General features: G+C 64.5%; 26 protein-coding genes and 1 tRNA gene. 15 read left to right on the forward strand and 12 right to left on the reverse strand.

The window, feature by feature from the left end; all coding sequences use genetic code 11:
- The first annotated feature begins 99 nt into the window (after window positions 1-99).
- Together RAM60_RS13175 and RAM60_RS13180 are read left to right on the forward strand one after the other, a co-directional pair.
- Window positions 100-1,140, forward strand: a complete 1,041-nt coding sequence (locus RAM60_RS13175; protein ID WP_369026385.1) for a diacylglycerol/lipid kinase family protein — start codon at window positions 100-102, stop codon at window positions 1,138-1,140.
- Window positions 1,137-2,033: a hypothetical protein gene (locus tag RAM60_RS13180; RefSeq protein ID WP_369026384.1), complete on the forward strand. Its 897-nt coding sequence runs from the start codon at window positions 1,137-1,139 to the stop codon at window positions 2,031-2,033. Before RAM60_RS13175 ends, RAM60_RS13180 begins: the two co-directional genes overlap by 4 nt.
- On the opposite strand, the gene RAM60_RS13185 is transcribed toward RAM60_RS13180, so the two are convergent.
- The 5 genes from RAM60_RS13185 to RAM60_RS13205 all read right to left on the reverse strand — a co-directional run bounded on the left by RAM60_RS13185 (window position 2,024) and on the right by RAM60_RS13205 (window position 6,709).
- Entirely contained in the window at window positions 2,024-2,521 is a 498-nt protein-coding gene (locus RAM60_RS13185) for a DUF2141 domain-containing protein (protein WP_200981780.1), read from the reverse strand. The genes RAM60_RS13180 and RAM60_RS13185 overlap by 10 nt on opposite strands.
- A 126-nt stretch (window positions 2,522-2,647) precedes the next feature.
- Window positions 2,648-4,336, reverse strand: a complete 1,689-nt coding sequence (locus tag RAM60_RS13190; RefSeq protein WP_369026383.1) for an ABC transporter ATP-binding protein — start codon at window positions 4,334-4,336, stop codon at window positions 2,648-2,650.
- Entirely contained in the window at window positions 4,333-6,222 is a 1,890-nt protein-coding gene (locus tag RAM60_RS13195) for an asparagine synthetase B family protein (protein ID WP_369026382.1), read from the reverse strand. Before RAM60_RS13195 ends, RAM60_RS13190 begins: the two co-directional genes overlap by 4 nt.
- A gap of 24 nt (window positions 6,223-6,246) precedes the next feature.
- A complete protein-coding gene (locus tag RAM60_RS13200; protein WP_369026381.1) occupies window positions 6,247-6,384 on the reverse strand; it encodes a hypothetical protein in 138 nt (45 codons plus the stop codon).
- A 58-nt stretch (window positions 6,385-6,442) separates the two neighbouring features.
- On the reverse strand, window positions 6,443-6,709 hold the full coding sequence (locus tag RAM60_RS13205; RefSeq protein ID WP_369026380.1) for a PqqD family protein: 267 nt from the start codon (window positions 6,707-6,709) through the stop codon (window positions 6,443-6,445).
- A gap of 114 nt (window positions 6,710-6,823) precedes the next feature.
- Here RAM60_RS13205 and rpe point away from each other — a divergent pair, with 114 nt between their 5' ends.
- The 6 genes from rpe (at window position 6,824) to RAM60_RS13235 (ending at window position 12,362) form a co-directional block, all read left to right on the forward strand.
- Complete coding sequence (gene rpe, locus RAM60_RS13210; RefSeq protein ID WP_369026379.1) at window positions 6,824-7,483, forward strand: ribulose-phosphate 3-epimerase; 660 nt, start codon at window positions 6,824-6,826, stop codon at window positions 7,481-7,483.
- A gap of 5 nt (window positions 7,484-7,488) precedes the next feature.
- Window positions 7,489-9,345: a heparinase II/III family protein gene (locus RAM60_RS13215; protein ID WP_369026378.1), complete on the forward strand. Its 1,857-nt coding sequence runs from the start codon at window positions 7,489-7,491 to the stop codon at window positions 9,343-9,345.
- 5 nt (window positions 9,346-9,350) lie between these two features.
- Window positions 9,351-10,937, forward strand: coding sequence for a bifunctional phosphoribosylaminoimidazolecarboxamide formyltransferase/IMP cyclohydrolase (gene purH, locus RAM60_RS13220; protein WP_369026377.1), 1,587 nt, complete (start codon window positions 9,351-9,353; stop codon window positions 10,935-10,937).
- A gap of 108 nt (window positions 10,938-11,045) precedes the next feature.
- The gene (locus tag RAM60_RS13225) at window positions 11,046-11,177 is read left to right on the forward strand and encodes a hypothetical protein (protein ID WP_281388117.1); all 132 of its coding nucleotides are present in this window, start codon (window positions 11,046-11,048) and stop codon (window positions 11,175-11,177) included.
- Entirely contained in the window at window positions 11,177-11,857 is a 681-nt protein-coding gene (gene msrA / locus RAM60_RS13230; protein ID WP_369026376.1) for a peptide-methionine (S)-S-oxide reductase MsrA, read from the forward strand. Before RAM60_RS13225 ends, msrA begins: the two co-directional genes overlap by 1 nt.
- A 37-nt stretch (window positions 11,858-11,894) precedes the next feature.
- Complete coding sequence (locus tag RAM60_RS13235) at window positions 11,895-12,362, forward strand: Fur family transcriptional regulator (RefSeq protein WP_200981789.1); 468 nt, start codon at window positions 11,895-11,897, stop codon at window positions 12,360-12,362.
- Here RAM60_RS13235 and RAM60_RS13240 read toward each other — a convergent pair.
- Complete coding sequence (locus tag RAM60_RS13240) at window positions 12,339-12,743, reverse strand: VOC family protein (protein WP_369026375.1); 405 nt, start codon at window positions 12,741-12,743, stop codon at window positions 12,339-12,341. The genes RAM60_RS13235 and RAM60_RS13240 overlap by 24 nt on opposite strands.
- A 143-nt stretch (window positions 12,744-12,886) precedes the next feature.
- Here RAM60_RS13240 and dxs point away from each other — a divergent pair, with 143 nt between their 5' ends.
- Complete coding sequence (dxs, locus tag RAM60_RS13245) at window positions 12,887-14,809, forward strand: 1-deoxy-D-xylulose-5-phosphate synthase (RefSeq protein WP_369026374.1); 1,923 nt, start codon at window positions 12,887-12,889, stop codon at window positions 14,807-14,809.
- Here dxs and RAM60_RS13250 read toward each other — a convergent pair.
- Window positions 14,806-15,156 (reverse strand): UrcA family protein, encoded by a 351-nt coding sequence (locus RAM60_RS13250; RefSeq protein ID WP_369026373.1) that lies wholly within the window; start codon window positions 15,154-15,156, stop codon window positions 14,806-14,808. The two genes, dxs and RAM60_RS13250, sit on opposite strands and share 4 nt — an antisense overlap.
- Before the next feature lie 224 nt (window positions 15,157-15,380).
- Here RAM60_RS13250 and RAM60_RS13255 point away from each other — a divergent pair, with 224 nt between their 5' ends.
- On the forward strand, window positions 15,381-16,178 hold the full coding sequence (locus RAM60_RS13255; protein WP_369026372.1) for a crotonase/enoyl-CoA hydratase family protein: 798 nt from the start codon (window positions 15,381-15,383) through the stop codon (window positions 16,176-16,178).
- A 1-nt stretch (window position 16,179) separates the two neighbouring features.
- Here the strand turns inward: RAM60_RS13255 and RAM60_RS13260 are convergent, their stop codons facing one another.
- The 5 genes from RAM60_RS13260 to RAM60_RS13280 form a co-directional block, all read right to left on the reverse strand.
- A complete protein-coding gene (locus tag RAM60_RS13260) occupies window positions 16,180-16,866 on the reverse strand; it encodes an NnrU family protein (protein ID WP_369026371.1) in 687 nt (228 codons plus the stop codon).
- Window positions 16,867-16,942: 76 nt separating this feature from the next.
- Window positions 16,943-17,461 carry an FKBP-type peptidyl-prolyl cis-trans isomerase gene (locus RAM60_RS13265; protein ID WP_510639851.1) on the reverse strand — a complete coding sequence of 173 codons (519 nt, stop codon included), beginning with the start codon at window positions 17,459-17,461 and terminating at the stop codon, window positions 16,943-16,945.
- Entirely contained in the window at window positions 17,451-18,743 is a 1,293-nt protein-coding gene (locus tag RAM60_RS13270; RefSeq protein ID WP_369026369.1) for an amidohydrolase family protein, read from the reverse strand. The genes RAM60_RS13265 and RAM60_RS13270 overlap by 11 nt, the downstream gene beginning before the upstream one ends.
- Window positions 18,740-20,122 carry an amidohydrolase gene (locus tag RAM60_RS13275; protein WP_369026368.1) on the reverse strand — a complete coding sequence of 461 codons (1,383 nt, stop codon included), beginning with the start codon at window positions 20,120-20,122 and terminating at the stop codon, window positions 18,740-18,742. Before RAM60_RS13275 ends, RAM60_RS13270 begins: the two co-directional genes overlap by 4 nt.
- Before the next feature lie 104 nt (window positions 20,123-20,226).
- Window positions 20,227-21,876, reverse strand: a complete 1,650-nt coding sequence (locus tag RAM60_RS13280; RefSeq protein WP_369026367.1) for a peptide MFS transporter — start codon at window positions 21,874-21,876, stop codon at window positions 20,227-20,229.
- A 195-nt stretch (window positions 21,877-22,071) separates the two neighbouring features.
- Between RAM60_RS13280 and RAM60_RS13285 the strand changes: the two genes are divergently transcribed.
- The 5 genes from RAM60_RS13285 (at window position 22,072) to RAM60_RS13305 (ending at window position 25,483) form a co-directional block, all read left to right on the forward strand.
- Entirely contained in the window at window positions 22,072-22,413 is a 342-nt protein-coding gene (locus RAM60_RS13285) for a GntR family transcriptional regulator (protein ID WP_369026366.1), read from the forward strand.
- A gap of 155 nt (window positions 22,414-22,568) precedes the next feature.
- On the forward strand, window positions 22,569-22,850 hold the full coding sequence (locus tag RAM60_RS13290; protein WP_369026365.1) for an integration host factor subunit beta: 282 nt from the start codon (window positions 22,569-22,571) through the stop codon (window positions 22,848-22,850).
- 58 nt (window positions 22,851-22,908) lie between these two features.
- A tRNA-Leu gene (locus tag RAM60_RS13295) sits at window positions 22,909-22,993 on the forward strand.
- A 206-nt stretch (window positions 22,994-23,199) separates the two neighbouring features.
- Window positions 23,200-23,814, forward strand: a complete 615-nt coding sequence (locus tag RAM60_RS13300; protein WP_369026364.1) for a PilZ domain-containing protein — start codon at window positions 23,200-23,202, stop codon at window positions 23,812-23,814.
- Window positions 23,815-23,905: 91 nt separating this feature from the next.
- Window positions 23,906-25,483 (forward strand): NAD(P)/FAD-dependent oxidoreductase, encoded by a 1,578-nt coding sequence (locus tag RAM60_RS13305; RefSeq protein ID WP_369026363.1) that lies wholly within the window; start codon window positions 23,906-23,908, stop codon window positions 25,481-25,483.
- The last annotated feature ends 10 nt before the right edge of the window (window positions 25,484-25,493 follow it).

The following is a 25,493-nucleotide window of genomic DNA, read 5'->3' on the forward strand; positions in this document are numbered from 1 at the left end:
AGGAAGTGTTGAACCCCTGTCGGGTGCGCCACGCGGTTGGCACTGCCAGAGAAATTCCTAGATAAGCCGGCACCGCACAGGCTAAGGCTTGGGCCGACCATGGACCTCACGATTTACCGTTTCGACCAGCTGCAGATGAACGCCTTCGGCGGCGAGGGCGAGCGCATGCCTGCGCGTGCCGTCGGAAGGGCAAGGGTTGTGCGGCCGCGGATCGGGGTCATCTACAATCCCCGCAGCCACCGCAACCGCGGGCAGGACCTCGATTGCACGCAGGGCGCGGACATTACCGTCGCCCAGCCCAAGCGGCGCGAGGACATAGCCACCGCTCTTGCCGAATTCGCCGAGCGTGGCATCGATTATCTCATCATCAACGGCGGCGACGGGACGGTGCGCGATGTGCTGACCATGGGCCAGGGCGTGTTCGGGGCGAACTGGCCGGCGCTCGCCATCCTGCCCAAGGGCAAGACCAATGCGCTGAATGTCGACCTTGGCGCTCCCGCGGGATGGAACCTTGCGGATGCGATCGCCGCCTATGGCGATGGCAAGCGCATCGTTCGCCGTCCGCTCGAGGTGGTTCGCGAGGGTGCTGGCGAGCCGCCGATGATCGGCTTCATCTTCGGCGCCGGCGGTTTCACGCTGGGCGTGGAGACGGGACAGGATGCGCACAAGCTCGGCTTCTTCAACAGCCTCGCGGTTGGCGTGTCGGGTGCATGGGGCCTCGCGCAGGCGCTGTTCGGCAGTGACGAAAACAAGTGGCGTCGCGGGACCGGCATGGTGCTCGAATACCTGCCCTCGCACGAACCGGTGCCGCGCTCGCGGCATGGCAATCAGCAGCGCAGGGCGTTCCTGCTGTCGTCGACCCTGCGCAAGATGCCGGGCGGCATCCAGCTTTTCGGGCCCGAGCGTGACGGGCTGAAACTGTGCCTGCTCGACAAGCCGCTGCGCCGGATCATCGTGTCCGCCCCTGCGATCCTTTTCGGGTGGCGACCGGCCTGGCTGGGCGAAGCAGGCTTCCACCAGCTGGACGCGGAAGCGTTCTCGGTCGACATCGACGAGGCGGTGATCCTCGATGGCGAGGCCTTCCCGCCGGGCCGCTACATCATCGGGCAAGGTCCGGACCTGACCTTCGTCACCCCGTGAGCGAAACGCTCGGCCAGCGCGTGCGCGCTTCGCTGGCGCGTGAAATCCGTCCCGAAGTCGCCGCCTATGCCCGCATGCTGGGCGAGGAGGCGAGCGCGCTCGGCGTGCTGTTTTACGGTTCGAACCTGCGCACCGGATCGCTCGAGGGGGTGCTCGATTTCTATGTCCTGCTGCCCGGTCCGCAGCGCGAGCGCGTGTGGCCGCTCGTGAGCTATCGCGAATGGGAGTACGGCGGCGAGGTCCTGCGAGCCAAGATCGCGACCATGTCGCTCGAGCAGTTTGCGGCAGCAGCCACGGGCAAGTCGCGCGACACGACGATATGGGCGCGTTTCGTCCAGCCCAGCGCGCTTATCTGGGTGCGGGACGAGGCTGCGCGGGAAGCGATCGCCGATGCGGTGACCGGAGCGGCGCGGACTGCTGCAAGGCTCGCCGCGGCCTTGGGTCCGGAAACCGGCGAGGCCGGGGACTACTGGCGGGCGCTTTTCAGGGCGACCTACCGCGCGGAGTTCCGGGTCGAGAAGCCCGGGCGCGAGGATTCGATTCTATCGGTCAATCGCGAGCATTTCGACGGACTGCTGCCCACTGCATGGCAGGCCGAGGGCATCGAGTTCGCAAGCGAGGGTACGAAATTGCGGCCGGAATTGCCGGAGGAAGGACGCCGTTCGATACTGAAATGGTGGAACAGCCGTGCGCGCCTCGGCAAGCCGCTCAATGTGCTGCGGCTGGCCAAGGCGACGACGACCTTCGACGGCGCTGCCGACTATGCCGCGTGGAAGCTCCACCGGCATACCGGCATCGAACTGGAGGTCACGCCGTTCCGCGCCCGCCATCCGCTGCTTGCGATGCCGGGCGCCCTGGTGGAATTCCTAAGAAAGCGTCGCGCTCAGCGGTAGCGCATCTCGATGGTGATCGAGCGCACGCCCGGGCCGACGTCGAAAGCGGCCTTCTTATAGTTCGGCTTGCCCAGATTGAAGACGCTGACGCTCGGGTCGTTCGACATGGCGCCGCCATCGCCGAAGATGTCGGTCTTGCCGTTGCCGTTCAGATCGTGCCTTGCGGCGATGCCATAGGACCCGGGTCCGGGGACGGGAACGCAGAAGGTCATGCTGCCGGCTTTTGCCGGTGCCTCCATGCGATTGATCCACTTGCCCTTCTCGAGCCAGTCCTGCTTGGTGGCGCGGTAGCTCTGCACGCGGATGGTGCCGCGCGATTCCTTGATGTCGGTGATAGTGACGCGCACGGCGGAGCCGGCACCCGCGCTGCAGTTCGCGGGATTGTTGGAAATCTTGTCGCGGTACTGGGCCTGGACCGGAACGGCGATTGCCGTGGCGGCCAGGGCAGCGCCGGCCATGCCGGCAAGGGCGAGTTTCGTCTTGGTCATTTCGATCCCTGTTGCTTCATTCACATGGCCGCAGACATCGCGGCCAAGGCCGAACCACGGCCTTCTTCACCTGGCTTTTTAGCATTTGGCACTGAATTGCGGCTGAATTTGCCCGCCAAGTGCCGTTCATGCTTCCTGCAGCCGCCCGTCGCGCACATGGAAACGCAGGCTCGCCACGTCAACCAGCGCACCGCGATGACCAATGATGAGGACGGTGCACGAACCCGCGAGGGCAGCCACAGCTCCGGCGATGAGGCGCTCGCTCTCCCGATCGACCGCGCTGGTTGCCTCGTCGAGGATCAGGAGGTCGGGCTCGCGCAGCAATGCGCGGGCAAGGGCGATCCTCTGCCGCTCGCCGCCCGACAGGTTTCGCCCCCCTTCTCCCAGCTGGTAATCGAGGCCATCGGGCAGGTCTGCCACGAAGCGCGCTGCCGCCCGATCCAGTGCGCGTTCGCACTCCGCGTCGCTGGCATCGGGCTTCGCCCAGAGCAGGTTGGATCTCACGGTACCGGTGAACAGGACCGGCTCCTGCTGGACGTAAGCGACCCGCGCCCGCCAGCCATGCCTCTGGGCCGGTGAAAATCCGTGCCCATCGAGAAGCATCTGGCCTGAGTCAGGAGAAATCAGGCCACCGAGGAGATCCGCAAGCGTGCTCTTGCCCGCGCCCGAGGGACCCTCGACGGCTGCGATGCTGCCACGTGGGATCGAGAGCGTGACACCATCGAGCGCCGCGCGGCCTCCAGCGTGCGAGACGCTGGCCGAGGACAAGGCAATGCTTTCCCGCATCGGCGGACAGGCCTCGGCAGGCATCTCGGCAACAGCCTCGACGCCGGCGATGAGGTCCTGCGCCTCCGCAATGGCAGGTGCGGCGTGGTTCCATCCCTGCCAACCTTCCTGCAAGGCTTCGACCAGGGGAATGCCGCGCACGGCAATTGCTGCGAAGGCGATGAGGTGGGCCGGCCGCACACCCCAGCGCTCGACCGCCAGCCAGAGGAAGATCGCCAGGAGGATTGCTGCTGCCACTTGCAACACCGAGCGCACGAAGGCCGACTGGCGAAGATACTGCCGCTCCGCTCTGCGCAGGTCGGAGAAGGCCACACTGACACGGACTGCCTCGTCAGCCTCCCTGCCATAGCTCTTCACGATGCGGAGGTTGGACAAGGTCTCCTCAAGCCTCAGGTAGACTTGCTCGTAACGTACCGAAAGCGCCTCGCCGAGCGAGCGCGCCGTACGCCGCGTTCCAGCGAAGAGAGCAACGGCCAGCGCTGCGGCAACAAGCATGGAAAGCGCGAAGGGTGGCGACAGAAACAGCCCGGCTAACAGCAGGGCGAGCAGGGCAACGAGACTGCGGACGAACGCCGTGGCATGGCCCACCGCCTCGCCGGCGCGGTCGACCGAAGTGATCAGCAACGCGCGATTGGCGCTCTGGCGCATACCCGAAAGGGCACGCCATTCCGCTCCGAGCAAGGCTCTAACGGCCTCACTGCGGAGACCATCGACGAGGCGCACCTGGAGGTCGAAGGCGGCAAGCCCGCGCCACGCATCGACAAGGGCTCTTAGCGTTACCAGTCCCACGAAAATCGCCAGCAGAACGCCAAGCGACCAGTCGGGGAAGCCAGGAATGAGGTTCTCGCCTCCGCCGAGCGATGCCAGCAACGGGACGATAAGGACCAGGCCGAAGCCCTCGGTCGCGGCTGCAATTGCGGCCAGCACGATGAAGCCCGCGACACGTTTGCCACCGGCGTAGGACAGGAGCGAGCGCAGGAACGGGTTCATGTCGTATCCCGTCTGCCCGCGCTCGCCCGGCGCTGTCAAAACTCGTTCCTTCCCTCGACCGTCCCGATAAAGCGCACGGCCATCAGCGCGCGCGGCAAGGCGGTGCGTAGCGGCCAGTCATGTTCGATCGTGAAGTCGGGTGCTTCGGGCCAAGTGTCGAGCATGCCGATCAACCTTTCGAGATCGAGGTTCTCGGCCAGCCAGCCATGGTCCCTTGCGGAATCAAACGCTGCGCGCATCGCCTCCCTCTCGCGCGACATGCGCACGTGCCAGTCGACATTGTGTTGCCCGTGGAGGATGTTGGTACGGATACCCTCTGGGACCCGGCCGCGTCCCATCAGGCGGGCAAGGCGCCGGTCGGTCCCATCCCAAGCATAGGCGCGCAGCGGGAGCGAGAGACAGAACTCGGCCAGAGGACGATAGGCGCAGACGTCGCGTTTGCGGATGCGGTAGAGTTGTTCGAACGCCAGGTCGACGTCGCGCGCCGGACCGTCCGCGTCCTGCCATTCGCGCTCGATCATCGCCCAGCGGGTGAGATCGTAGGTGAAGTCTTCGAGCGCGGCCTCAGTACCCCTTGCCGCTGCCTGCCGTCTCTGCCTCTCCCACCCTCTCGAGGATAGAGGTGACAACAATGCTGCGAAGTCACGCCGGGCGGGATGGACGAGGGCGCGAAGGACGCTGCGCAACCAGCGCGGCGCGCGCGGGAGAAGGCTCAAGGCGATGAGCTTGCGGAGCAGAGACCGGGGATCGCCGCTTCTCGCTTCGAGCAATCGCTGCAATTGCCGCAGCCGTCCCGGACGGACGTATTCGGTATAGGCCTCCAGCCCTTCATTGCTGAAAGTGAGGTTGCCGAAATCTGCCACCAGAAGGGTGTCGCATCCCAGTTCGCGCGCCTTGGCGTAGACATCGTGGTACATGCCAACGTTCGACAGGCCCTGCGCAAACACGCCCGATGCAGCGTACATTTCCTTTGCCCGGCGGTCGAATGCCCCGGGGTGGCGGTCGGCAATATGCCAATCGAGTGCCGGGTTGCTTTCAACGAATTCCCTCACGAGGCCTGTCTCGTCGCCCATGGTGCCGGGCGGCGTTTCGCCCTGCCACTCCTCGTCCGGGGCAAACGTAATGGCCGTCAGAGTCTCCCCTTGCGGAAGTCTGTCGAGCAGGGCGCGTGCGACGAGCGGGGAATCGAGGCCACCCGAAAGCGCCAGGGCGGGTTTCGCTGCCCAGGCCAGCGCCTTGCCGGCCGCTTCGTCCAGCAAGACGATGGCCTTCGCAACGGCGGCATCCTCGTCGAATTCGTTGTCCGGCGCCGGAGCGGGAGGCGAATACCAGCGGTGGGTTTCCCGTCCGCTGGGCGTGAGCGAAACGATCGCGCCCAAAGGGACCATACCGATGCCGCGGTACCATGCCGCCTCGTCGCCAGAGCGCCAGTCGAGTGCGAGTTCGTCGATAATGCGTTCGTAGTCGAGCTCGCGCGGCGCTCCTGCGGCGAACAGCACGCGGAGAAGGGGCGAGGCGACCGCGCGGTTCGCGTCGCGGTGATAGTAGAGTGGCGGCGCTTCCCAAGGGGACCTGCTCAGCCTCAGGCAGCCGTCCGGCAATACCAGAACCGCAGCATAGCAGCCGATGACCCGGGCATCGGCATCGCTTCCCCACCTTGCGACTGCTGCAGCATAGAGAGCCGCAGGGTCGTCCGCAGCCACCTGCAGCGTCCCGGCCAGTTCCGCGGCGTTGTCTATCCACCCGCAGAAGGCCGAGCCTGTCGCGTAACTTGTGGCGATGCAGTCGCGAGGCCCTGCGCCGAGGCAAAACCCGGCTGCCGAGCGGACTTCGACGCCCGTGTCATCATAGAGCGCGAGGCTGGCCCTGATGGCCTGGGCGGGCGGCTCTTCCGCGCCGCCCCAGCGGCTCCACGCAGCGATCATGATCTCGGGAGCCGGAAAGCGTGATCAGGATTTCTTGGAATTGGCGGCCTGGTTGTTGGGGAAATTGCGCACGGCGATGTCGCGGATCGACCCGACCTTGTCGAGCCGCGGTTTGCTCCATGCCGGCTTCGCATTGCTGCCGCTCTTTTGCTCTTCCGTCATAGCATCGCGCCCTTCACTGGTTGGCGGTACATTAGCAAATCACTGCAGGCACAGGAAGTCATACCAATTCGACCAATGCAGCCCGTTCGAGGTCGGAGAGTAGCTCATGGATATCGTCTGCGATCAGGCGCACATCTCCGTCATGGGCAATCGCCATGCTTTCGGCGATGAGCGCAGCATCCGATACGCCGTCGATCGCATGCCAGACGGTGCGGGCCGTGCCCGACAGCGAGAACAGGAAACCGCCGTCGAGATCGACAATCAGAGTCTCGTCATCGACCTCGGTCGCGACGAAGTTCGCGGTCAGCTTGCGGGGAATCGCCATGCCATGGGCCTAGCCCCTCGGCGCCATGTGGAAAAGGCGGCGCGGCGCGCTTGTTAACCGTCCTTTCGCGCGCGTAGGGCTGGGCAAGGCTAAGGCGACAGGGCCCCCGCGCAGATGACTCCACTGATTTCCCCTTCCATCCTCTCGGCCGATTTCGCACGGCTGGGCGAAGAAGTGCGGGCGATCGACGAGGCCGGGGCCGACTGGATCCATGTCGATGTCATGGATGGGCATTTCGTGCCCAATATCACCATCGGTCCGGCAGTGGTGAAGGCGCTGCGCCCGCACACCGACAAGCCCTTCGACGTGCACCTGATGATCGCCCCGATCGACCCCTATCTCGAGGCCTTTGCCGAGGCGGGCGCGGACATCATCACCGTCCATCCCGAGGCGGGGCCGCACATCCACCGCACGGTCCAGGCGATCAAGGCGCTGGGCAAGAAGGCGGGCGTGGTGCTCAATCCGGGCACGCCGGCAAAGATGCTCGACTACCTCATCGACGAGATCGATCTTGTCCTGGTGATGAGCGTCAATCCCGGCTTCGGCGGGCAGAGCTTCATCTCCAGCCAGCTGCGCAAGGTCGAGGCGATCCGTAAGATGATCGAGAAGAGCGGGCGGCCTATCCATCTCGAGGTCGATGGCGGGGTCAATGTCGAAACCGCGCGCCTGTGCGTCGATGCGGGGGCGGACGTGCTCGTGGCGGGATCGGCGACATTCAAGGGCGGACCGGCAAATTACGCGGCCAACATCGCCGCGCTGAAAGGCGGACAGTGAACGACATGGCGCGCACCCTCCTCCGCGAGGCGAAGGGTGCCTCGCCTGCTGCAGCTTCCCCGGCGCTCCCGCTGGGCGCTGCGGATGAGCCCCTGGTCGTCACCCGCACCGACGAAACGCTGGCCGATGCCGTACCGCTCGAACCTGCCCGCTCTCTTGTAATTTCCGATTTCCAGCCGCCGCACGCAGGGCCGGTCGACAGCATGCTGCGCTGGGCTTACCGCCTCGGCATACCCGGCTCGGTGCTGGCCTCGCCACTGCGCAAGCCCGTTGCCCCGCGCCTGCTCGGCACGGTGGCAAGCGCGCTCAACGGAGATCGGGCGTCGGGAATGGCCCTGCGTGCGGGCCAGTTCCTTGTCCACGGGCTAAAAGCGCCTATCGACAAAGTCGATTTCGCCAGCAGCGCGCCGCTCACGCCCCCCTTCCTGCGCGCCGTGCACGGTTTCACCTGGCTGCGCGACCTTGCCGCCAGCGGCCCGCGCGAGGAATGCTCCGGCATCGGCGAGAAGCTGCTCAAGAAATGGCTCGCCGCTAACCCCGAGCCGGCCAAGGGTGCCGCCTGGACCGTCGAACATGCAGGCCTTCGCCTGCTCGCATGGCTCACCCATGCGCCGTTGATCCTATCGGGCGATGCCAAGCTGCGCGCCCGCGCGCTGGAGCAATTCGAAGCGACTGCCCGCTGGCTTGACCGGCAGGTTGCCCGGGCCGAGGACCGGCTGGGCCAAGTCGCTGGGTGGTGCGCCATCGTGGCTGCAGGGCTGCTGCTGCCCGATGGTCGTCCGCGTCGTCTCTATGGCGAGGCGGGCCTTCTGCGCGCGCTAGGCGAACTGGTCAGCGACGATGGCGGCGTTCTCTCGCGCAGCCCGCTGGCGCAGATGGAAGCCATCGCCCTGCTGGTCGATCTCAAGGCTTGCTATGCCGCAGTGAACCGCGACCCGCCGCAGGCGCTCGACACGATGATCGGCCTGCTCGTGCCGCCGCTCCTCACCTTGCGCATGGGCGACCGCGCGCTTGGCAGCTGGCAGGGTTCGGGCGCCACATCGGCCGCGCGCCTCGACGCGCTGGTCTCGGCAAGCGGGGTGCGCGCACGCCCGGCCAAGGACATGCGCCACTGGGGCTACCAGCGCGTCGATGCCGGCAAGGCCGTTTTGGTCCTCGATGCCGCGCCACCACCTCGTGCCCGCCACGCGCGTTTCGGCTGCGCTTCCACGCTTGCTTTCGAGCTATCGCATGGCGAGCAGCGCCTGATCGTCAATTGTGGTGGCGCCGAACTCGCCGGTGGCCAGACCCCGATCCGCATCGAACAAGGACTGCGCGGCACGGCAGCCCATTCGACGCTGGTGCTCGACGAGGCGAATTCGACAGCGGTCCTGATCAAGGGCCAGATCGGTAAGGGCGTCGAGGAAGTCGACGTCGCCCGCACGACCGTGAAGCAGCGCGGCCGCGATGCCACGCGGCTGGAGGCGGTGCACAATGGCTATGCCGCGCGCCACGGGCTGATGCACCGGCGCATCCTGCTGCTTTCCGCCGACGGGGAAGAACTCCGTGGCGAGGATCTGCTCGAGCCTTCGGGTCGCAAGGGGCAGCGCGGCAAGATCGGCTTCGCCATCCGCTTCCACCTCGGATACGGGATCGAGGCGGGCCTGTCGGAGGACAAGCGCGGCGTGGGCCTCGCACTTCCCGACGGAAGCTACTGGCAATTCCGCCTCGGAGGCGATAGCGGCGAGGCCGAAATCGGACTCGAGGACAGCCTGTGGGTCGACGGGCACGGCCGCCCGCGCGCCACACGGCAGATCGTGGTCGAAGGACTGACGCCGCGCAGCGGGGGGCGCTTCCCCTGGCTGCTCAAACGAATGGGATAGAATTCATGACCGACGTAGCGATCAAGCGGGCACTGCTCTCGGTGTCCGACAAGACCGGCTTGGCGGAACTGGGGCAGGCTCTGGCAGCGAAGGGCGTCGAACTGGTCTCGACCGGCGGCACCGCCAAGGCGCTGCGCGACGCGGGCCTCGAAGTGCGCGACGTTTCGGACCTGACCGGCTTTCCCGAAATGATGGACGGGCGGGTCAAGACGCTCCACCCGATGGTTCATGGCGGGCTTTTGGCGGTGCGCGACAATCCGGACCATGCCGCGGCGATGGCGGAACACGCTATCGGTGCGATCGACCTTGTCGTCGTCAACCTCTACCCCTTCGTCCAGACGGTCATGCGCGGTGCCTCGCGTGACGAGATCATCGAGAACATCGATATCGGCGGCCCCTCGATGGTGCGCTCGGCAGCCAAGAATCACCAGTTCGTGACCATCGTCACCGACCCGGCGGATTACCCGACGCTGATCGCCGAACTGGAAGCTACCGGCGCCACCACGCTCGACTTCCGCCGCAAGTGCGCGGCCAAGGCCTTCAGCGCCACCGCCGCATACGATTCGATGATCAGCCAGTGGTTCGCCTTCGCCGACCAGCAGCAGCTCTTCCCCGACATGCTCGCGGTGAACGGTAACCGCGTCACAGAACTGCGCTATGGCGAAAATCCGCACCAGAAGGCGGCGCTTTACACCCCGGTCGGCCCGCATGGCCGCGGCATTGCGCAGGCCGAGCAGCTCCAGGGCAAGGAGCTCAGTTACAACAATTACAACGACGCCGACGCCGCGCTCGAACTGTGTGCGGAATTCCGCGGGCAGGATCCGGCCGTCGTTATCGTGAAGCACGCCAATCCTTGCGGTGTCGCACAGGCGAACACCCTGCTGGACGCCTGGAATGAAGCGCTTCATTGCGACAGCGTTTCGGCCTTTGGCGGCATCGTCGCGGTCAACACCGAACTCGACGGTCCGACGGCCGAAGCAATCTGCGAAATCTTCACCGAAGTGGTCATCGCTCCCTCGGTAAGCGAGGAAGCCAAGGCTGCCTTCGCCAAGAAGAAGAACCTGCGCCTGCTCGTGACCGGCGAGCTGCCCGATCCGCGCCGCGGCGGGCTGGCAATCAAGCCGATCACCGGCGGTCTCCTCGTCCAGAGCCGCGACAATGGCGCGATCACCGCGGAAGAGCTGAAGGTCGTGACCAAGCGTGCGCCGACCGAGCAGGAATTGAAGGACTGCCTCTTCGCCTGGACCGTCGCGCGCCACGTCAAGTCGAACGCCATCGTCTATGCCAAGGACGGGGCGACTGCGGGTATCGGAGCGGGCCAGATGAACCGCCGTGATTCCAGCCGCATCGCCGCGATGAAAGCCGCCGAGGCTGCCGAGAAATACGGCTGGCCGCAAAGCCGCGCGGTGGGAAGTGCCGTCGCCTCCGACGCCTTCTTCCCCTTCGCCGACGGACTGCTTGCTGCGGCCGAAGCGGGTGCGACGGCGATCATCCAGCCAGGCGGTTCGATCCGCGATGACGAGGTCATCGCCGCTGCCGACGAGGCAGGGCTGGCGATGGTATTCACCGGGATGCGCCACTTCCGCCACTGAGTTACCGGCGCGTTCATGATTATGAACCTCGAACGACATGCGCATTAAGCATGTTGCAATAGCTCCAACTGTAACCACGTCGGCAAAGCTGACGAAAGAACCCGTGACATGAGCCTGTTCACCCCTGACCTCTATCGCAATTTCGGCATCGGTTTCGGTGCTGGCGCGCTTGCGATCCTCATCGCCAACGGCGGCGATTTCCTGTCCGCCGTGCCGCAGGTCATCGCGTCCATCTTCTGATGCGCAGGGCCGCTTCTCTCCTCGCGGCCACCATCGCAATTGCTACGGCTGCCTGCCAGGGCCCGGCGCTTGCCGCCGAGAAAGTGGTCGAGGCACCCGCGGCAAAACGGGTCGCGAAAGAGGGCAAGGGCCTCAAGACCGCAGTATTCGCCGGTGGCTGTTTCTGGGGCGTGGAGGGCGTCTTCAGCCACGTGAAGGGCGTCAAGGGCGCGGTGTCGGGCTACCACGGCGGGACAGAGCGGTCCGCCAGCTATGAGGTGGTATCGAGCGGCGTCACCGATCATGCCGAAGCGGTGAAGGTGACCTACGATCCTGCCGTGATCCGCTACGACCAGCTGCTGCGCATCTTCTTTTCGGTCGTGACCGACCCCACCCAGCTCAATCGCCAGGGTCCCGATACGGGCACTCAGTACCGAAATGCCCTGGTCCCGATGTCGGCAGAGCAGAACGCAGTCGCAAAGGCCTACCTTGCCCAGCTGCGAACGGCGAAACTGTGGGACAAGCCGATCGTCACCCGGATCGAGCGTGCGCAGGGGTTCTATCCCGCGGAAAGCTACCACCAGGACTTCATGCTGAAGAACCCGCGTCACGGATATATAGTTCGGTGGGACGCGCCCAAGGTGGCTGCGCTCAAGCGGCTCTACCCCGGTGCCTACAGCGAGAGCTTCCAGCGCAACTAGCTTGATACTCGCCCTGCGCGGGCTTACCTCCGTGCGCATGGCAGGACATTCCCACGCTCACAAGGAACACGAGGGCGCTGCCCTCATCGATGCGGCCCGCAGCACGTTGATCGACAGCGGCGAGCAATGGACCGGCATGCGTCAATCCGTGTTCGAGGAACTGGCCAAGCACGACAAGCCGGCCAGCGCCTACGACATCGCGGACAACCTTTCCGCTGCCCGCGGCAAGCGTGTCGCGCCGAACAGCGTCTATCGCATCCTCGACCTCTTCGTGCGCACCAACCTTGCCAACCGGATCGAGAGCGCCAACGCCTATCTCGTCAACACCCACCCCGGGTGCCGGCATGACTGCATCTTCCTGATCTGCGACGATTGCGGGAAGGCGACCCACATCGACGACGAGCGTGTGACCGGAGCGCTGCGTGAAGCGGGGAAGGATGCCGGTTTTACCGACGTGCGCCCTGTGGTCGAACTGCGCGGTCTATGCGACGATTGCGCCGCCTGATCGGTCGAACTGCGAAATCGAGAGATTGTTGCCTTCGGGGTCGAGGAACCAGGCGACCTTGACCGGTCCGGCCGACCAGACGCCGTTCTCGTCCTGGCCCATCCCATCATAGACCTGAAACGCGACGCCCTTTGCCGTGAGATCCGCCATGGTCGCGGCAATGTCCTCCACCCGCCAGCCCAGGACAGTATGCGGTGAGGGTATGTGGCTGGCCATGTCTGTGAGGCGCAGCATCGCCCCGTGCCCCAGATCGAAAGCGACGGCGAAATCATCTTCGCCAAGCAAAGGCAGGCCGAGAATCTTCGAATAGAACGGCTTCGACAGCGAGCGATTAGCGGTAAGCACGAACGCAATCGGTGGCGAAAGCGGAGGCAGCGACATTGGGCGAATCCCGTTTTTTCTTGCCGACATTCTAGGCGCCTGCATTTCGACTGCAAGGCGTTCTCTCGGAGCGACAAAACGGGGCCGGTCAGCGATGAAGCGTTCATCGACAGGCATGAATTCAGCGTGTAAGGCCGCTTCCCATGACGACGCGCCCCGATACGCCGCTGCTCGACACGGTCGATACGCCCGCAGATCTCCGCAAACTCGACAAGAGCCAGCTGCGCCAGCTGGCCGACGAGTTGCGCACGGAAGTGATCGACGCCGTAGGTTCGACCGGTGGGCACCTCGGCTCCGGTCTGGGTGTGGTCGAACTGACCACCGCGATCCACTACGTCTTCGATACGCCGACCGACAAGCTGGTCTGGGACGTCGGCCACCAGTGCTACCCGCACAAGATCCTGACCGGTCGCCGCGACCGCATCCGGACCTTGCGCCAGGGCGGTGGCCTCAGCGGCTTCACCAAGCGGGCGGAGAGTGAATACGATCCCTTCGGCGCGGCGCACAGCTCGACCTCGATCTCGGCAGCGCTCGGTTTTGCGATGGCCAACAAGATGCAGGGTCGGCCCGGCCGCGGGATCGCGGTGATCGGTGACGGCGCGATGAGCGCGGGCATGGCCTATGAGGCGATGAACAATGCCGAACAGGCGGGCAATCGCCTTATCGTCATCCTCAACGACAACGATATGTCGATTGCCCCGCCGGTCGGCGGCCTGTCCGCCTATCTCGCGCGCATGGTGTCATCGAGCGAATATCTCGGCCTGCGCTCGATGGCCTCGAAGATCGCCAAGAAGCTCGGTCGCCGCGTCTGGGGCGGGCTCGAAAAGGCCGAGGAATATACCCGCGGCATGGTCACCGGCGGTACGCTGTTCGAGGAGCTCGGCTTCTACTACGTCGGGCCGATCGACGGGCACAATCTCGATCACCTCATTCCTGTGCTGGAGAATGTGCGCGACAGCGAACAGGGCCCGGTGTTGATCCATGTCGTCACCAAGAAGGGCAAGGGCTACGCCCCGGCCGAAAACAGTGCCGACAAGTACCATGGCGTCGCCAAGTTCGATGTCGTCACCGGCGAGCAGAAGAAGTCTTCCGGCGGTCCGCCCGCCTACCAGAATGTCTTTGGCGAAACGCTGGCCAAGCTGGCGGACAAGGATCCGCGCATTTGTGCCATCACTGCGGCCATGCCGAGCGGCACGGGCGTCGACAAGTTCGCCAAGGCGCATCCCGACAAGAGCTTCGATGTCGGAATTGCGGAACAGCACGCGGTGACTTTCGCGGCCGGACTTGCGGCCGAAGGCATGCGGCCATTCTGCGCGATTTATTCTACCTTCCTCCAGCGCGCCTACGACCAGGTCGTCCACGACGTCGCAATCCAGAACCTGCCGGTTCGCTTCGCAATCGACCGCGCAGGGCTCGTGGGCGCAGACGGGTGCACTCATGCGGGCAGCTTCGACATCACCTATCTCGCGACCCTGCCGAACATGGTGGTCATGGCCGCTGCGGACGAAGCCGAACTGGTCCACATGACCTATACCGCGGTCGAGCACGACAGCGGTCCGATCGCCTTCCGCTATCCGCGTGGCAATGGCGTGGGGGTCGAACTGCCCGAAGTCCCGCAGAAGCTAGAGATAGGCAAAGGCCGCGTGGTCCGCGAGGGCAGCAAGGTCGCCATTCTCTCGCTCGGCGCCCGCCTCGCCGAAGCGCTCAAGGCCGCCGACCAGCTCGAGGCCAAGGGGCTTTCGACTACGGTTGCCGACTTGCGCTTCGCCAAGCCGCTCGACACTGCGCTGATCGAGAAGCTGATGCGCACGCACGAAGTCGTCGTGACGGTCGAAGAGGGCGCCATTGGCGGTCTCGGCGCGCATGTCCTGACCTTCGCCAGCGACAGCGGCCTCACCGACGGCGGCCTCAAGGTCCGCACGATGCGCCTGCCTGACACCTTCCAGGATCACGACGACCCGGCGAAGCAGTATGACGAGGCAGGCCTCAACGCACCGCACATCGTCGACACTGTCCTGAGCGCCCTGCGGCACAACAGTGCCGGCGTGGAAGAGGCCCGCGCTTAGTCGCCCTTGGCCCGCGCGATCGCCTGGTCCATCTGGGGCCTTGCCCCTTCCCAGGCATAGGCGCTGCAGTCTTCGCTGTCCTTCACCTGCCACCTGGCGGGCTTGGTGTAGATGTAGCACATCTTCTTGATCGTCTTCGCGACCCGCTTCTCGAGCTTGCGTTCACCGCTTGCCGTCGTGAGATCGAGGTCGCCGATGGTCACGACCTGGGTTACGGGCTCGAAACCGTCGGGGACCTTCTTCTTGCCGGTGACCACGATCTCCGGTTCCTCCGCGGCGGCAGGAATGGCGAGGCCGACAAGGCCGATCGCAGCAAGGACCGGCAATGCAACTATGCGCTTGTTCATCTTGGTGACTCCTTTGCTAGCATGACAGCGGACGGACATGGTCGCGCCGCACTGTCCCTCTTCCAGGGGGCGAGCGCCTGATCTTGATGCCCGGTCGCTCCGATCGCCTCTCGACGGTCGTGCCTTGCCGGGTCCTGTTCGCCATGTGCGAACTTGCGCGCGCGAGACTGGGGTGACGAACCGATCCCCGACTGGCATGAGCAGGGTGAAAGGATGCGCCGCCCATGTCATTGCTCCAGATCAAGTCTGCCAACCACGTCACCACGCTGACGCTTGACCGTCCCGACACGATGAATCCGCTCGGGGCGAAGGGAGATGGCGACGCATTTGCCGCGGCCTGCGATGCGATCAATGCCGATATGGACGTGCGCTGCGTGATCCTCACCGGTGCCGGACGGGCCTTCAGTGCGGGTGGCGACATCAAGGCGATGAAGGAGCGGACAGGGACCTTCGGCGGGACCGCCCCGGAAATCTCCGACGGCTATCGCAACAACATCCACAAGGTGCTGCGCGCGCTATACGGCCTGCGGGTTCCGCTGATCGCTGCAGTCAACGGGCCGGCGATCGGGCTGGGGTGCGACCTCGCGTGCCTTGCCGATATTCGCATTGCCAGCGACCGGGCCAAGTTCGGCGTCACTTTCCTCAAGCTCGGCATCATCCCGGGCGATGGTGGAACCTGGATCCTGCCGCGCATCATCGGTGAGGCGCGGGCGGCGGAGCTGTTCTACACCGGGGACGTGATCGACGCGGCAACTGCTCTCGACTGGGGCCTCGTCAGTCGCGTTGTGGACGGAGAAGGGCTGATGGCAGAAGCCGAAGCCCTTGCCGCCAAGGTAGCGGCCATGCCCCCGCACGCATTGCGCCATGCCAAGAACCTGATGCGCCAGGGCCGGTCGGTGAGCTACGACACCGCACTCGAGCTCGCGGCAAACACGCAGGCGCTGATGCACCTTACCGATGATCACATGGAAGGCGTCGACGCGCTGATCGAAAAACGCGCGCCTGCCTTCAAGGGCACATAGGCTAACCGATCCAGCGCCAGATACCTGCGGGGATGCCATTGGCGTGGATGTGGCCATAGGTCGCGCCGAGCCAGATCAGCAGCCCTCCGATCCAGGCCGTGGCTCCGCCCTTGGCAAGCTGCCCGAAGCGCGGCCAATAGCTGGTCTGCGCCTCCCATTCGGCCCATGCGGCGCCCATCAGGACTTCCTTCTTGCGGTCCTGCATGTGCGCACCGACGAGCGCGAGAAAACCGAGCGCGCCTGCAAGCACTAGCTGGCGCGGGGTCGGGCTGAGCATCACATGGACTCCTGCCCACAGCGCAAAGGACCACATCATCGGGTGGCGGGTGACGAAGAACACGCCATGCGGACCCATCGCGGCATGGGCCGCGGCGCGCGGATCGGGTAGGGCAGGGTTACGGACGAAGGATCCTGCCAGCAGGACAGATGCAACCAGCATGACCAATGTGGCGATGACCCACGCGACATCGCCCATGCCGTCCCACAAGGGAAGCCCGCCGGGGCCGACTACGCGGAATGCGAGGACTGCCCAGACGAAGGTGGCGAGCGACACGAGAGAGTAAAGGCCACGGAACCCGTTCTCGCCGAGTCGTGCGACGAGCGGCGCGCGAAGGGGATGCGACAGGGCGAAGTGCGTGCCGACGAAGGCAATCGCGGCGGCAACGAGCGAAAGCAGAGGCTGGTCCATAACGAAACCCCCATGTTGACGTTGTAAACATGAGTAGCACGATCATGCCGATTGGCAAGGTCTGTCGTGCGCCAGCCTATTCCCGAGCTTCGATGTCGAGCAGCTTGACCTTGAACAGCAGTGTGGCGCCGCCGGGAATGGGGCCCTTGCCCTTCGCGCCGTAGGCAAGGTCTGCAGGTGTCGCGATCTCGATCGTGTCACCAACGCCCATCTGCGGGATCGCCACCTGCCACGCCTTGATGAGGCGATCGAGCGGGAAGGTCGCAGGTTCACCGCGGTCGAATGATGAATCAAACGTAGAGCCGTCGGTGAAGGTGCCGGCGTAATGGACGGTCACCGTGTCCGCCACGGTGGGATGCCTGTCGCTGCCCGCATACTCGATATAACGCCAGCGCAGGCCGCCATCCATGTAGTGCCAGCCGTCCTCGCGCTCGAGGCCGGCCAGATAGGCCTGCTGAGCGCTCATCCAGGCAAGGTCCTGCGACCGGTCGGGTCCGGCATCCTGCGCCGAGAGCGCATGGAAGCCGACCGCCAGCGCCGCAGCGCCCAGCGCGATCAATGTCGTCCGCATTTCCTTCTGGTCCTTACCAGTCATAAGCCTTGGGCTGGTCGCTCTCGTCGAGATCCTTGTAGCGATCCCGGAGCCGGGTCTGATGGCTCTCGAGCGGTTGCTTGACGCCATCAATGTAGACATCGGTCGGGACCGAGCCGACTTCGAGCGGGTCGCCGTCCCAAATTACCACGTCGGCTACCGCTCCGGGCGTCAGCTGCCCGCCCTTCGCGCCCAGCCCGCTTATCTGCGCGGGGATTGAACTTATGGTGGCAAAGGCCTGCCCCCAGCTCAGCCCGTCCGCGCCCGGGATGCGCGTCAGGGCGACGAGGTTTCCGGCATACTGGTTGAGATTGCGCGGATTTTCCATCGCATTGGCGTTGATCGCCACCTTCACGCCCGCCTTGACCATGCGGCCCACGTTAGATTGCGTCGCGGCGAGCTCTTCGAAGCTGGCCGGCAGATCGTCGAGCCCGTCTGCGATGACGGGAACGCCCGCTGCGGCGATCTCGCGGGCCGCCAACCAGCCCTCGCTTGCTCCGAGGAGGACGAGGTCAAGCTTGGGCATTTCACGCTTGAGGCCCAGCACTGCGCGGATATCGCTCGCCCGCTCGACACCGACGTAGAGCGGTTGCTTGCCGTTGACCACGGCGCCGAGTGCCTCTGCGTCAGCGCGCGGCAGGATGGCGCTTTCGGCGTCCCAGCGACCGTTCGCATAGGCAGCCGCTTCACGCAGCGCCTCGGCCAGCTCGACGAATGTGGCCGCGCGGCTGCCGCCGGAAATGCGCGCCCCGCGTTCGCCAAGCGCCACAATCTGAAACGCCCTCGCCTTGGTCACCGGCTGTGCATCGGCGCCGAGGTCGATGATCGCCCCCTGTCCGCCGAAGATCGAGCCGCTGGGCGAAGTGACCGTAGCTGCGCGCGTGATGCCCGCGCCGCGATGCACGAGAATGTGCTGGGATGACGGGTTTATGGCGGGTGCCACGTCGAGCGCAGCGCCCCAGCGCGACTTGCCGGGGCGGCTATCGTTGGATTCGCTCACTCCCGAAACATCGGACAGGCCTAGATTGGTCATGGTTGCTACGAGCCCGGGTGTCACCCACTTGCCCTGCGCGTCCATTACCATGTCGGTTTCGAAGGAACTGACGCCGGACCGAGGGCCTGCATAGGTGACGCGACTACCCGCGACTATCACGACCCCGTCCGGAACCGGCTCGCTGCCGTCACCAGTGACGACGGTGGCGTTGACGATGACGAAATCCTCTGCTGCGGCAGGGGCGGCAAGAGCCAGCGTAGCGGCAGCGGCGAGCAGTGCGCGGCGGATCATTTCACGTCTCCTTCGCCGGGCTGGCCCAGCTCGAAATCGCTTACCGGTCGACGTTTGCGATCCAGCGCATCGAACATCAGTGCGCCATCGATCCAGACCTTTTCGGGTCGCGAATAGACCGACAGCGGATTGCCGTTCCACAGCACCACGTCTGCCATCTTGCCCGGCTCGAGACTGCCGGTCATCTTCTCGATGCCCATCGCCTTGGCTGCGTTGTAGGTGAACCACCCGACCACTTCCGCATCGGGAATGTCGACACCGATGCGGTGGCCGGCGGCCTGCGCCTTGGCGGCTTCCTGGTTCAGGCGCTGGATGCCATTGGCATCATCGGAGTGGATGACTACGCAGGCGCCCTGTTTGGCCAGCAGCGCGGCGTTCTCGAGAATGCCGTCGTAGCTTTCCATCTTGAAGCCGTACCAGTCGGCCCAGATGGCACTGCAGACGTCGTGTTCCTTGAGGAGATCGCCGATCTTGTAGGCTTCGACCGCATGGTGGAAGGCGGAAACCTTGTAGCCCATCTCGTCCGCCATATCGAGGACGAGCGCCATCTCGTCCGCGCGGTAGCAATGGTTGTGGACGAGGATCTGCCCCTCGAGCACGCCCTTCAACGTCTCCTTGGCGAGGTCGCGCTTCTTGCCGTCATATTCCTTCGCCTCGAGCCAGGTCTGGCGGTTGACTGCGAAGTTGCCCATGCGGGTCGAGGGCATGCGCCCCTTACCGCCATAGACGCGCTTGGGGTTCTCGCCGCAGGCCATCTTGAAGCCATAGGGCGCACCGGGGAACTTCATGCCCTGCACGGTGCGGCTGGGGACGTTCTTGAGCGTAGCCGAGCGGCCGCCCATGAGGTTGGCCGAACCGGGCAGGATCTGCAGCGCGGTCACGCCGCCATTTGCAAGCGCACGGGTGAAGCCGGGGTCCTGCGGCCAGACCGAATGCTCTGCCCAGACTTGCGGTGTCATCGGCCCGGTGGCTTCGTTGCCGTCCTCATGCGCCTCGACTGCTGGGGTCGGGTAGTCGCCGAGGTGCGAGTGGATGTCGATTACGCCGGGGGTCACGAACTTGCCGGTGCCATCGATCCGGTCGTAGCCTTCGGTCGATAGCGCGGCATCGCCGGTCGCCACGACCTTCCCGTCGCGAATGAGTACGGTGCCATTGTCGATGCGGCCGCCCCTCCCGTCATAAACAGTCGCGGCGACGAGCGCGGTAGGGCGACCGGGATAGGGCTTGTAGGTCGAAGGGAATGGCGCCTCGCCGTCCTCTCCCGACGGCGCCTTCCAGCCCTTGGAAGAAGCCGATGCCGTATCGTTGCCGGAGCCGGTGGTAGCGCAGCCCGCAACGGCGATTGCCGCTGCGCAGGCGAGCAGTGCGTGAATTTTCATGGAACCCCCAATGCAGTCGGGCCGGAGCATTGCTGCCCCGGCCCGAACCGTCAAATGCATTCGTCGGCGCCAGCGCGGCTTTCGCCGATTGGTGCCGAAGCCCGTCAGCGGGTTTCCGGATGGACGCCGGCTGCCTGCGGTTCGCCCGGACCTTCCTGCTGTCCGAGCAGGTCATCGCCAGCATCATCGTCACGCAGAGTGTCGAGATGCATGAGCTTCTTGACCAGCGGGCTGACCACGATGACGAAGATGCCGATGCCGACAGCCACGAGACCCATGGTCCAGTAGATGTTGAGCGCCGCTTCGCGGGTCATGTCGCCCCCTTCGCCTTCACCCATCAGCGAACCCATGAACCCGGCGACATAGTTGCCGCCCGCGGTGCCGAAGAAGAAGGCCGCCATCATCAGCGATGCCATATGCTTCACCGACAGGCGGTTCATCGCCGAAAGGCCGACCGGGCTGAGGCAGAGCTCGCCGGTGGTCGACAGCAGGTAGAAGAGGAAAATGAACAGCACCGGCACCAATGCGTTGCCGGCATTGTTCGCGCCCCAGACCAGCACCACGAAGGCGAGACCCATCTGGACGATCCCGAGACCCATCTTGGCCGGGGTCGAGGGTTCGAGCCCGCGCTTGGCCAGCACCTGCCAAAGACCGGCAAAAAGCGGGCCGAGCAGGATGATGTAGATCGGGTTGATCGACTGGAACAGCGACGTCGGTACGCCCTGGCGATCGACGAAGCGATCGGTGAACAGGTTGATCGAACCGCCCGCCTGCTCGAACAGGCCCCAGAAGACCGGCATCAGCAGGATGAGGAAGATCATCGCGAAGACGCGGTCGCGCGCTTCATTGTCGAGCTTGAAAGCTTCCTTGAGGACATAGAGCAGCAGCGCTGCGCCCGACAGGAGCAGGATCCAGCCCACGGCCTCCTGGTACTGGATCAGCATCCAGATGACAGCCACGCCGGCGAAGCCGACGAGGTAGAGGAAGTGCTCGAGCTTCAGGCCGGCAACGCGGTCGTGCAGCTTGGCCGGGACCGGCGGTTCGCCGCGGCCCATGAGCAGCGGCTTGCCAATGATGAAGACGACGAGGCCGAGCAGCATGCCGATGCCCGCAGCGCCGAAGCCATAGGCCCAGCCGATGGTTTCGCCGAGGTAGCCGGCGATGATCGTACCGGCAGCCGCGCCGAGGTTAATCCCCATGTAGAAGATGGTGTAGGCGGAATCGCGGCGGATGTCGGTGCGCGGATAGAGCTGGCCGACGATCACCGAGATGTTCGCCTTTAGGAAGCCCGAGCCGACGATGATCAGCGACAGCGCAAGCCAGAACATGTTGAGCGCCGGATCGCTTTGTCCGCCGTCGCCTTCGAAGGCCATGCAGAAGTGACCCAGCGTCAGCAGCACCGCCCCGAACAGCACGGCCTTGCGTTGACCGAGATAACGGTCGGCCAGCCAGCCGCCGAGGACCGGGGTAATGTAGACGAGACTGGTGTACGCACCATAGATGAGGTTGGCGTTGCCGTCCGAATAGAGCCAGTGCTTGACGAGGTAGAGCGTCAGCAGTGCGCGCATGCCGTAATAGGAGAAGCGCTCCCACATTTCGGCAAAGAAGAGGACGAACAGTCCCTTGGGATGGCCGAGAACTTCCGGTTTCGGGCGTGTTACCGCCCAGGCACCGATAACCAGGAAGAAGGCGAGGACGACCGACGCGATCGCGACGATCCAGTCCGCCTCCTGCCACAAAGCCATGTCTTTCATGCGAATTCCCCGTAGATTATCTTGGTTCGACCCTCCCCGGGCCGAGAATGGCGGGCACCCTAGCGGCTGAAACGCCTATGTGAAGCATTAGTTACAGCTGTCACCGCCTTGCGCTGCGCTGAACAGTACAAGGCGGGAACCTTGTGCGCCGCGCTGTATTATGGCACTGTAGCAGCAAGTCTTCGGGGAATCGCCATGTCCAGCCAGTCAAAGCCCGTTTACCTCAAGCTCCGCGACATGATTGCGGCGGCCATCATCGACGGTCGCTATCCCGAGGGCGAGATGCTTCCGTCGGTACGGGCGCTTGCTGCCGAACAGGGTGCCAACCCACTGACTGTGGCCAAGGCCTACCAGCAGTTCCAGAACGATGGCCTCGTCGAGGTGCAGCGCGGGGTCGGCATGTATGTCGTCGCCGGAGCCGCAGACCGCCTTCTCAGCAGCGAACGGCGCGAATTCCTGTCGCGTGAGTGGCCCGAGATCCGGGCGCGCATGGAACGGCTCGGGGTGAGCGTGGCAGACCTTCTCTCGGACGCCTGACCTACTGTTCCATTTGATGATTTCGCGGGTTGCCCGCGGCAGGACCATCTGCCAGAATGCATGGATTCCTTGGCGCAGTCGATGACTGCGGGGGGCGGGTCGCGAAAAACAACAGACGGGGTCGTGCCTGCTCGCAGGCATCCGGGAGAGCGCGTATGATCCGATCCGAATTGCTGGCGGCAATGGCCCAAGACAACCCCGACTTGCGCGTCGAAGAGGTCGAACAGGTGGTCGACATTTTCTTCGAGGAAATCGCCCAGCGCCTGGCCGAAGGCGGACGCGTCGAACTGCGCGGCTTCGGTGCCTTCTCGACCCGCGAGCGAGAAGCGCGCAAGGGACGCAACCCGCGCACCGGCGATACGGTCGACGTGCCAGCGAAGAAGGTCCCCTACTTCAAGCCGGGCAAGGACATGCGCCGCCGTCTCAACGACGCGTGATTTCCGCGCGGAGCGCGATTGCGCCGCAAAGCTCCAGCCGTTAACGCCTGACCCGCTTGCGGGTGTGGCGGAATGGTAGACGCCGGGGACTTAAAATCCCCTGTCCCTTGGACGTGTGGGTTCGAGTCCCACCACCCGCACCACACTCCACTACATCGACCCGTCCGTGGGACGCCTGCCAGCCGGTCCCGTATGGGTAACAAACCACAACCAGCGCCTTATTCCGGTGTTAACACCTATGTGGCTATTAGCCACGAAGGAACGGGAAGAAACTAAAGCCTGACTTCGCGGCCCGGTTGGGGCCGTGGTGGCTAGGGAAGAGAAATTGATGGATTTCACGTCGGGACACGTGAGCGATCAATTCGGGTTGGCAGCGGCGAGCGACCAGAGGTCGGCGCCGCGTTACACCTCGTTGATACGCGCAGCAAAGCTGGTTTGCGGGCAGGGTGAGTTCGTCTGCGTCATACGCGACGTATCATCGACAGGGGTCAGCCTGCGAACATTTCATGCACTTCCTACCGATGTGTCCATTGCGTTGGAATTGCAGAACGGCGAAACCTATGAATTGCGCCAGGTCAGAAGGAACGGGTTCGAAGCAAGCTACCGTTTCCTGAAGCCGGTGCCGGTCGAACGACTGATCCACGAGAACTGGAATTTCCCCAAGCGGCAACTGCGGCTCAATCTCGTAATGCCGCTCACCATCTCGACGCTCACGCAGAAAGCCAATGCGCTCTCGCTCAATATCTCGCAGCAGGGGGCGAGGGTGGAATGCGATGCGGTGTTCGCAATCGACCAGAACGTGCGTGTCTACAATGACTTCGTCCCGGAAATCCGCTGCAAGGTCCGCTGGCGCCGCGACGCGAATTACGGTCTCGCATTCGACAATTTCTTCACGCTGCGTGAATTCGCTCTGCTCGCTGCACGCGTGCAGTGTCCGATCCTGCTGACTGAAGAGAACCAGTAGGCGCACTTCCAAGGCACGCAGACTGCGCGTGTTAACCATGCCCTAACCAATTTCCTTCATTCCCCGGGAAGACAGCCATTCGGGGGAATTGATGGGTAAGCAGGCGAGTGAACTCAGCGTCGACGTAGCGATCATCGGCGCCGGTCCTGCCGGACTTACAGCGGCGTACCTGCTGACCAAGCAGGGCAAGACAGTCGCGATCATCGAAAAGGACGATACCTACGTCGGCGGCATCAGCCGTACGGTGGAACACGAGGGCTATCGCTTCGATATCGGCGGCCACCGCTTCTTCTCGAAGAGCCAGCAGGTCGTCGACCTGTGGAACGAGATCCTGCCGGACGACTTCATCCAGCGGCCGCGCATGAGCCGCATCTATTACGAGGGCAAGTTCTACAGCTACCCGCTGCGTGCGTTCGAAGCTTTGTGGAACCTCGGCATTCTGCGCTCGACCGCCTGCATGGCGAGCTATGTCTGGTCCAAGGTCTTCCCTATCCGCGACGTGAAGAGCTTCGAGGACTGGACGAGCAACCAGTTCGGCAAGAAGCTCTACGGCATCTTCTTCAAGACCTACACCGAGAAGGTTTGGGGCATGCCTTGCGACGAGATGAGCGCGGACTGGGCGGCGCAGCGTATCAAGGGCCTGTCGCTGTGGAGCGCAGTCATCGACGGGCTCAAGCGCAGCCTCGGGCTCAACAAGAAGCCTAATGACGGAATGGCGACCAAGACGCTCCTCGAAACCTTCCGCTATCCGCGCCTCGGGCCGGGAATGATGTGGGAAGCTGCGCGGGACAAGGTGATCGCAAGCGGACTGGGAAACCTGTTCATGGGTCACAGCTTGAAGCAGCTGAGCGCCGACGCGCAAGGCGGCTGGCGCATGAGCGCGAGCGGACCGGAAGGTGAAATTGTCGTCAGCGCCAGGCACGCAATCAGCTCCGCGCCGATGCGCGAGCTTTCGAAGCGCCTGCACCCGTTGCCGGCTTCGACGCTCCAGGCGAACGAGCTCAAGTACCGCGACTTCCTCACCGTCGCGCTGATGGTCGAGGGCGAAGACCTGTTCCCGGACAACTGGATCTACATCCACGACAGCAAGGTGAAGGTCGGCCGCGTGCAGAACTTCCGCAGCTGGTCGCCGGAAATGATTCCCGATCCCGACATGGCTTGCGTCGGCCTCGAATATTTCTGTTTCGAGGGTGACGGCCTGTGGTCGATGGCCGACGAAGACCTTGTCGCGCTGGCGAGCGAGGAAATGGAAATCCTCGGGCTCGTCGACCGGAGCAAGGTAAGGGGCGGCACTGTCGTGCGACAGGAAAAGGCATACCCCGTCTATGACGAGGACTACTCTGCCAATGTCGATGCGATGCGCCGCGAACTCGAGGACAAGCACCCCACGCTCCACCTCGTCGGCCGCAACGGCATGCACCGCTACAACAACCAGGACCACGCGATGATGACCGCCATGCTGACGGTCGAAAACATCCTCGCCGGCAAGCGCATCTACGACACCTGGTGCGTCAACGAGGACGCCGAGTATCACGAGGCCGGCGACGAGGGGGCCGACAAGGTCCTGCCCGCTCGCGAGACGCTGCCGGTCAGCGAGGACCAGGCGGCCGCGCTCGCTTCGGTGCGCGATGTGCCCGAGCGGGTCGCCAGGTCGAAACGGGCCGCCTGACGGCTGCGCG

The sequence above is a fragment of the Qipengyuania sp. RANM35 genome, from assembly GCF_041021145.2.
Lineage (GTDB): Bacteria > Pseudomonadota > Alphaproteobacteria > Sphingomonadales > Sphingomonadaceae > Qipengyuania > Qipengyuania soli.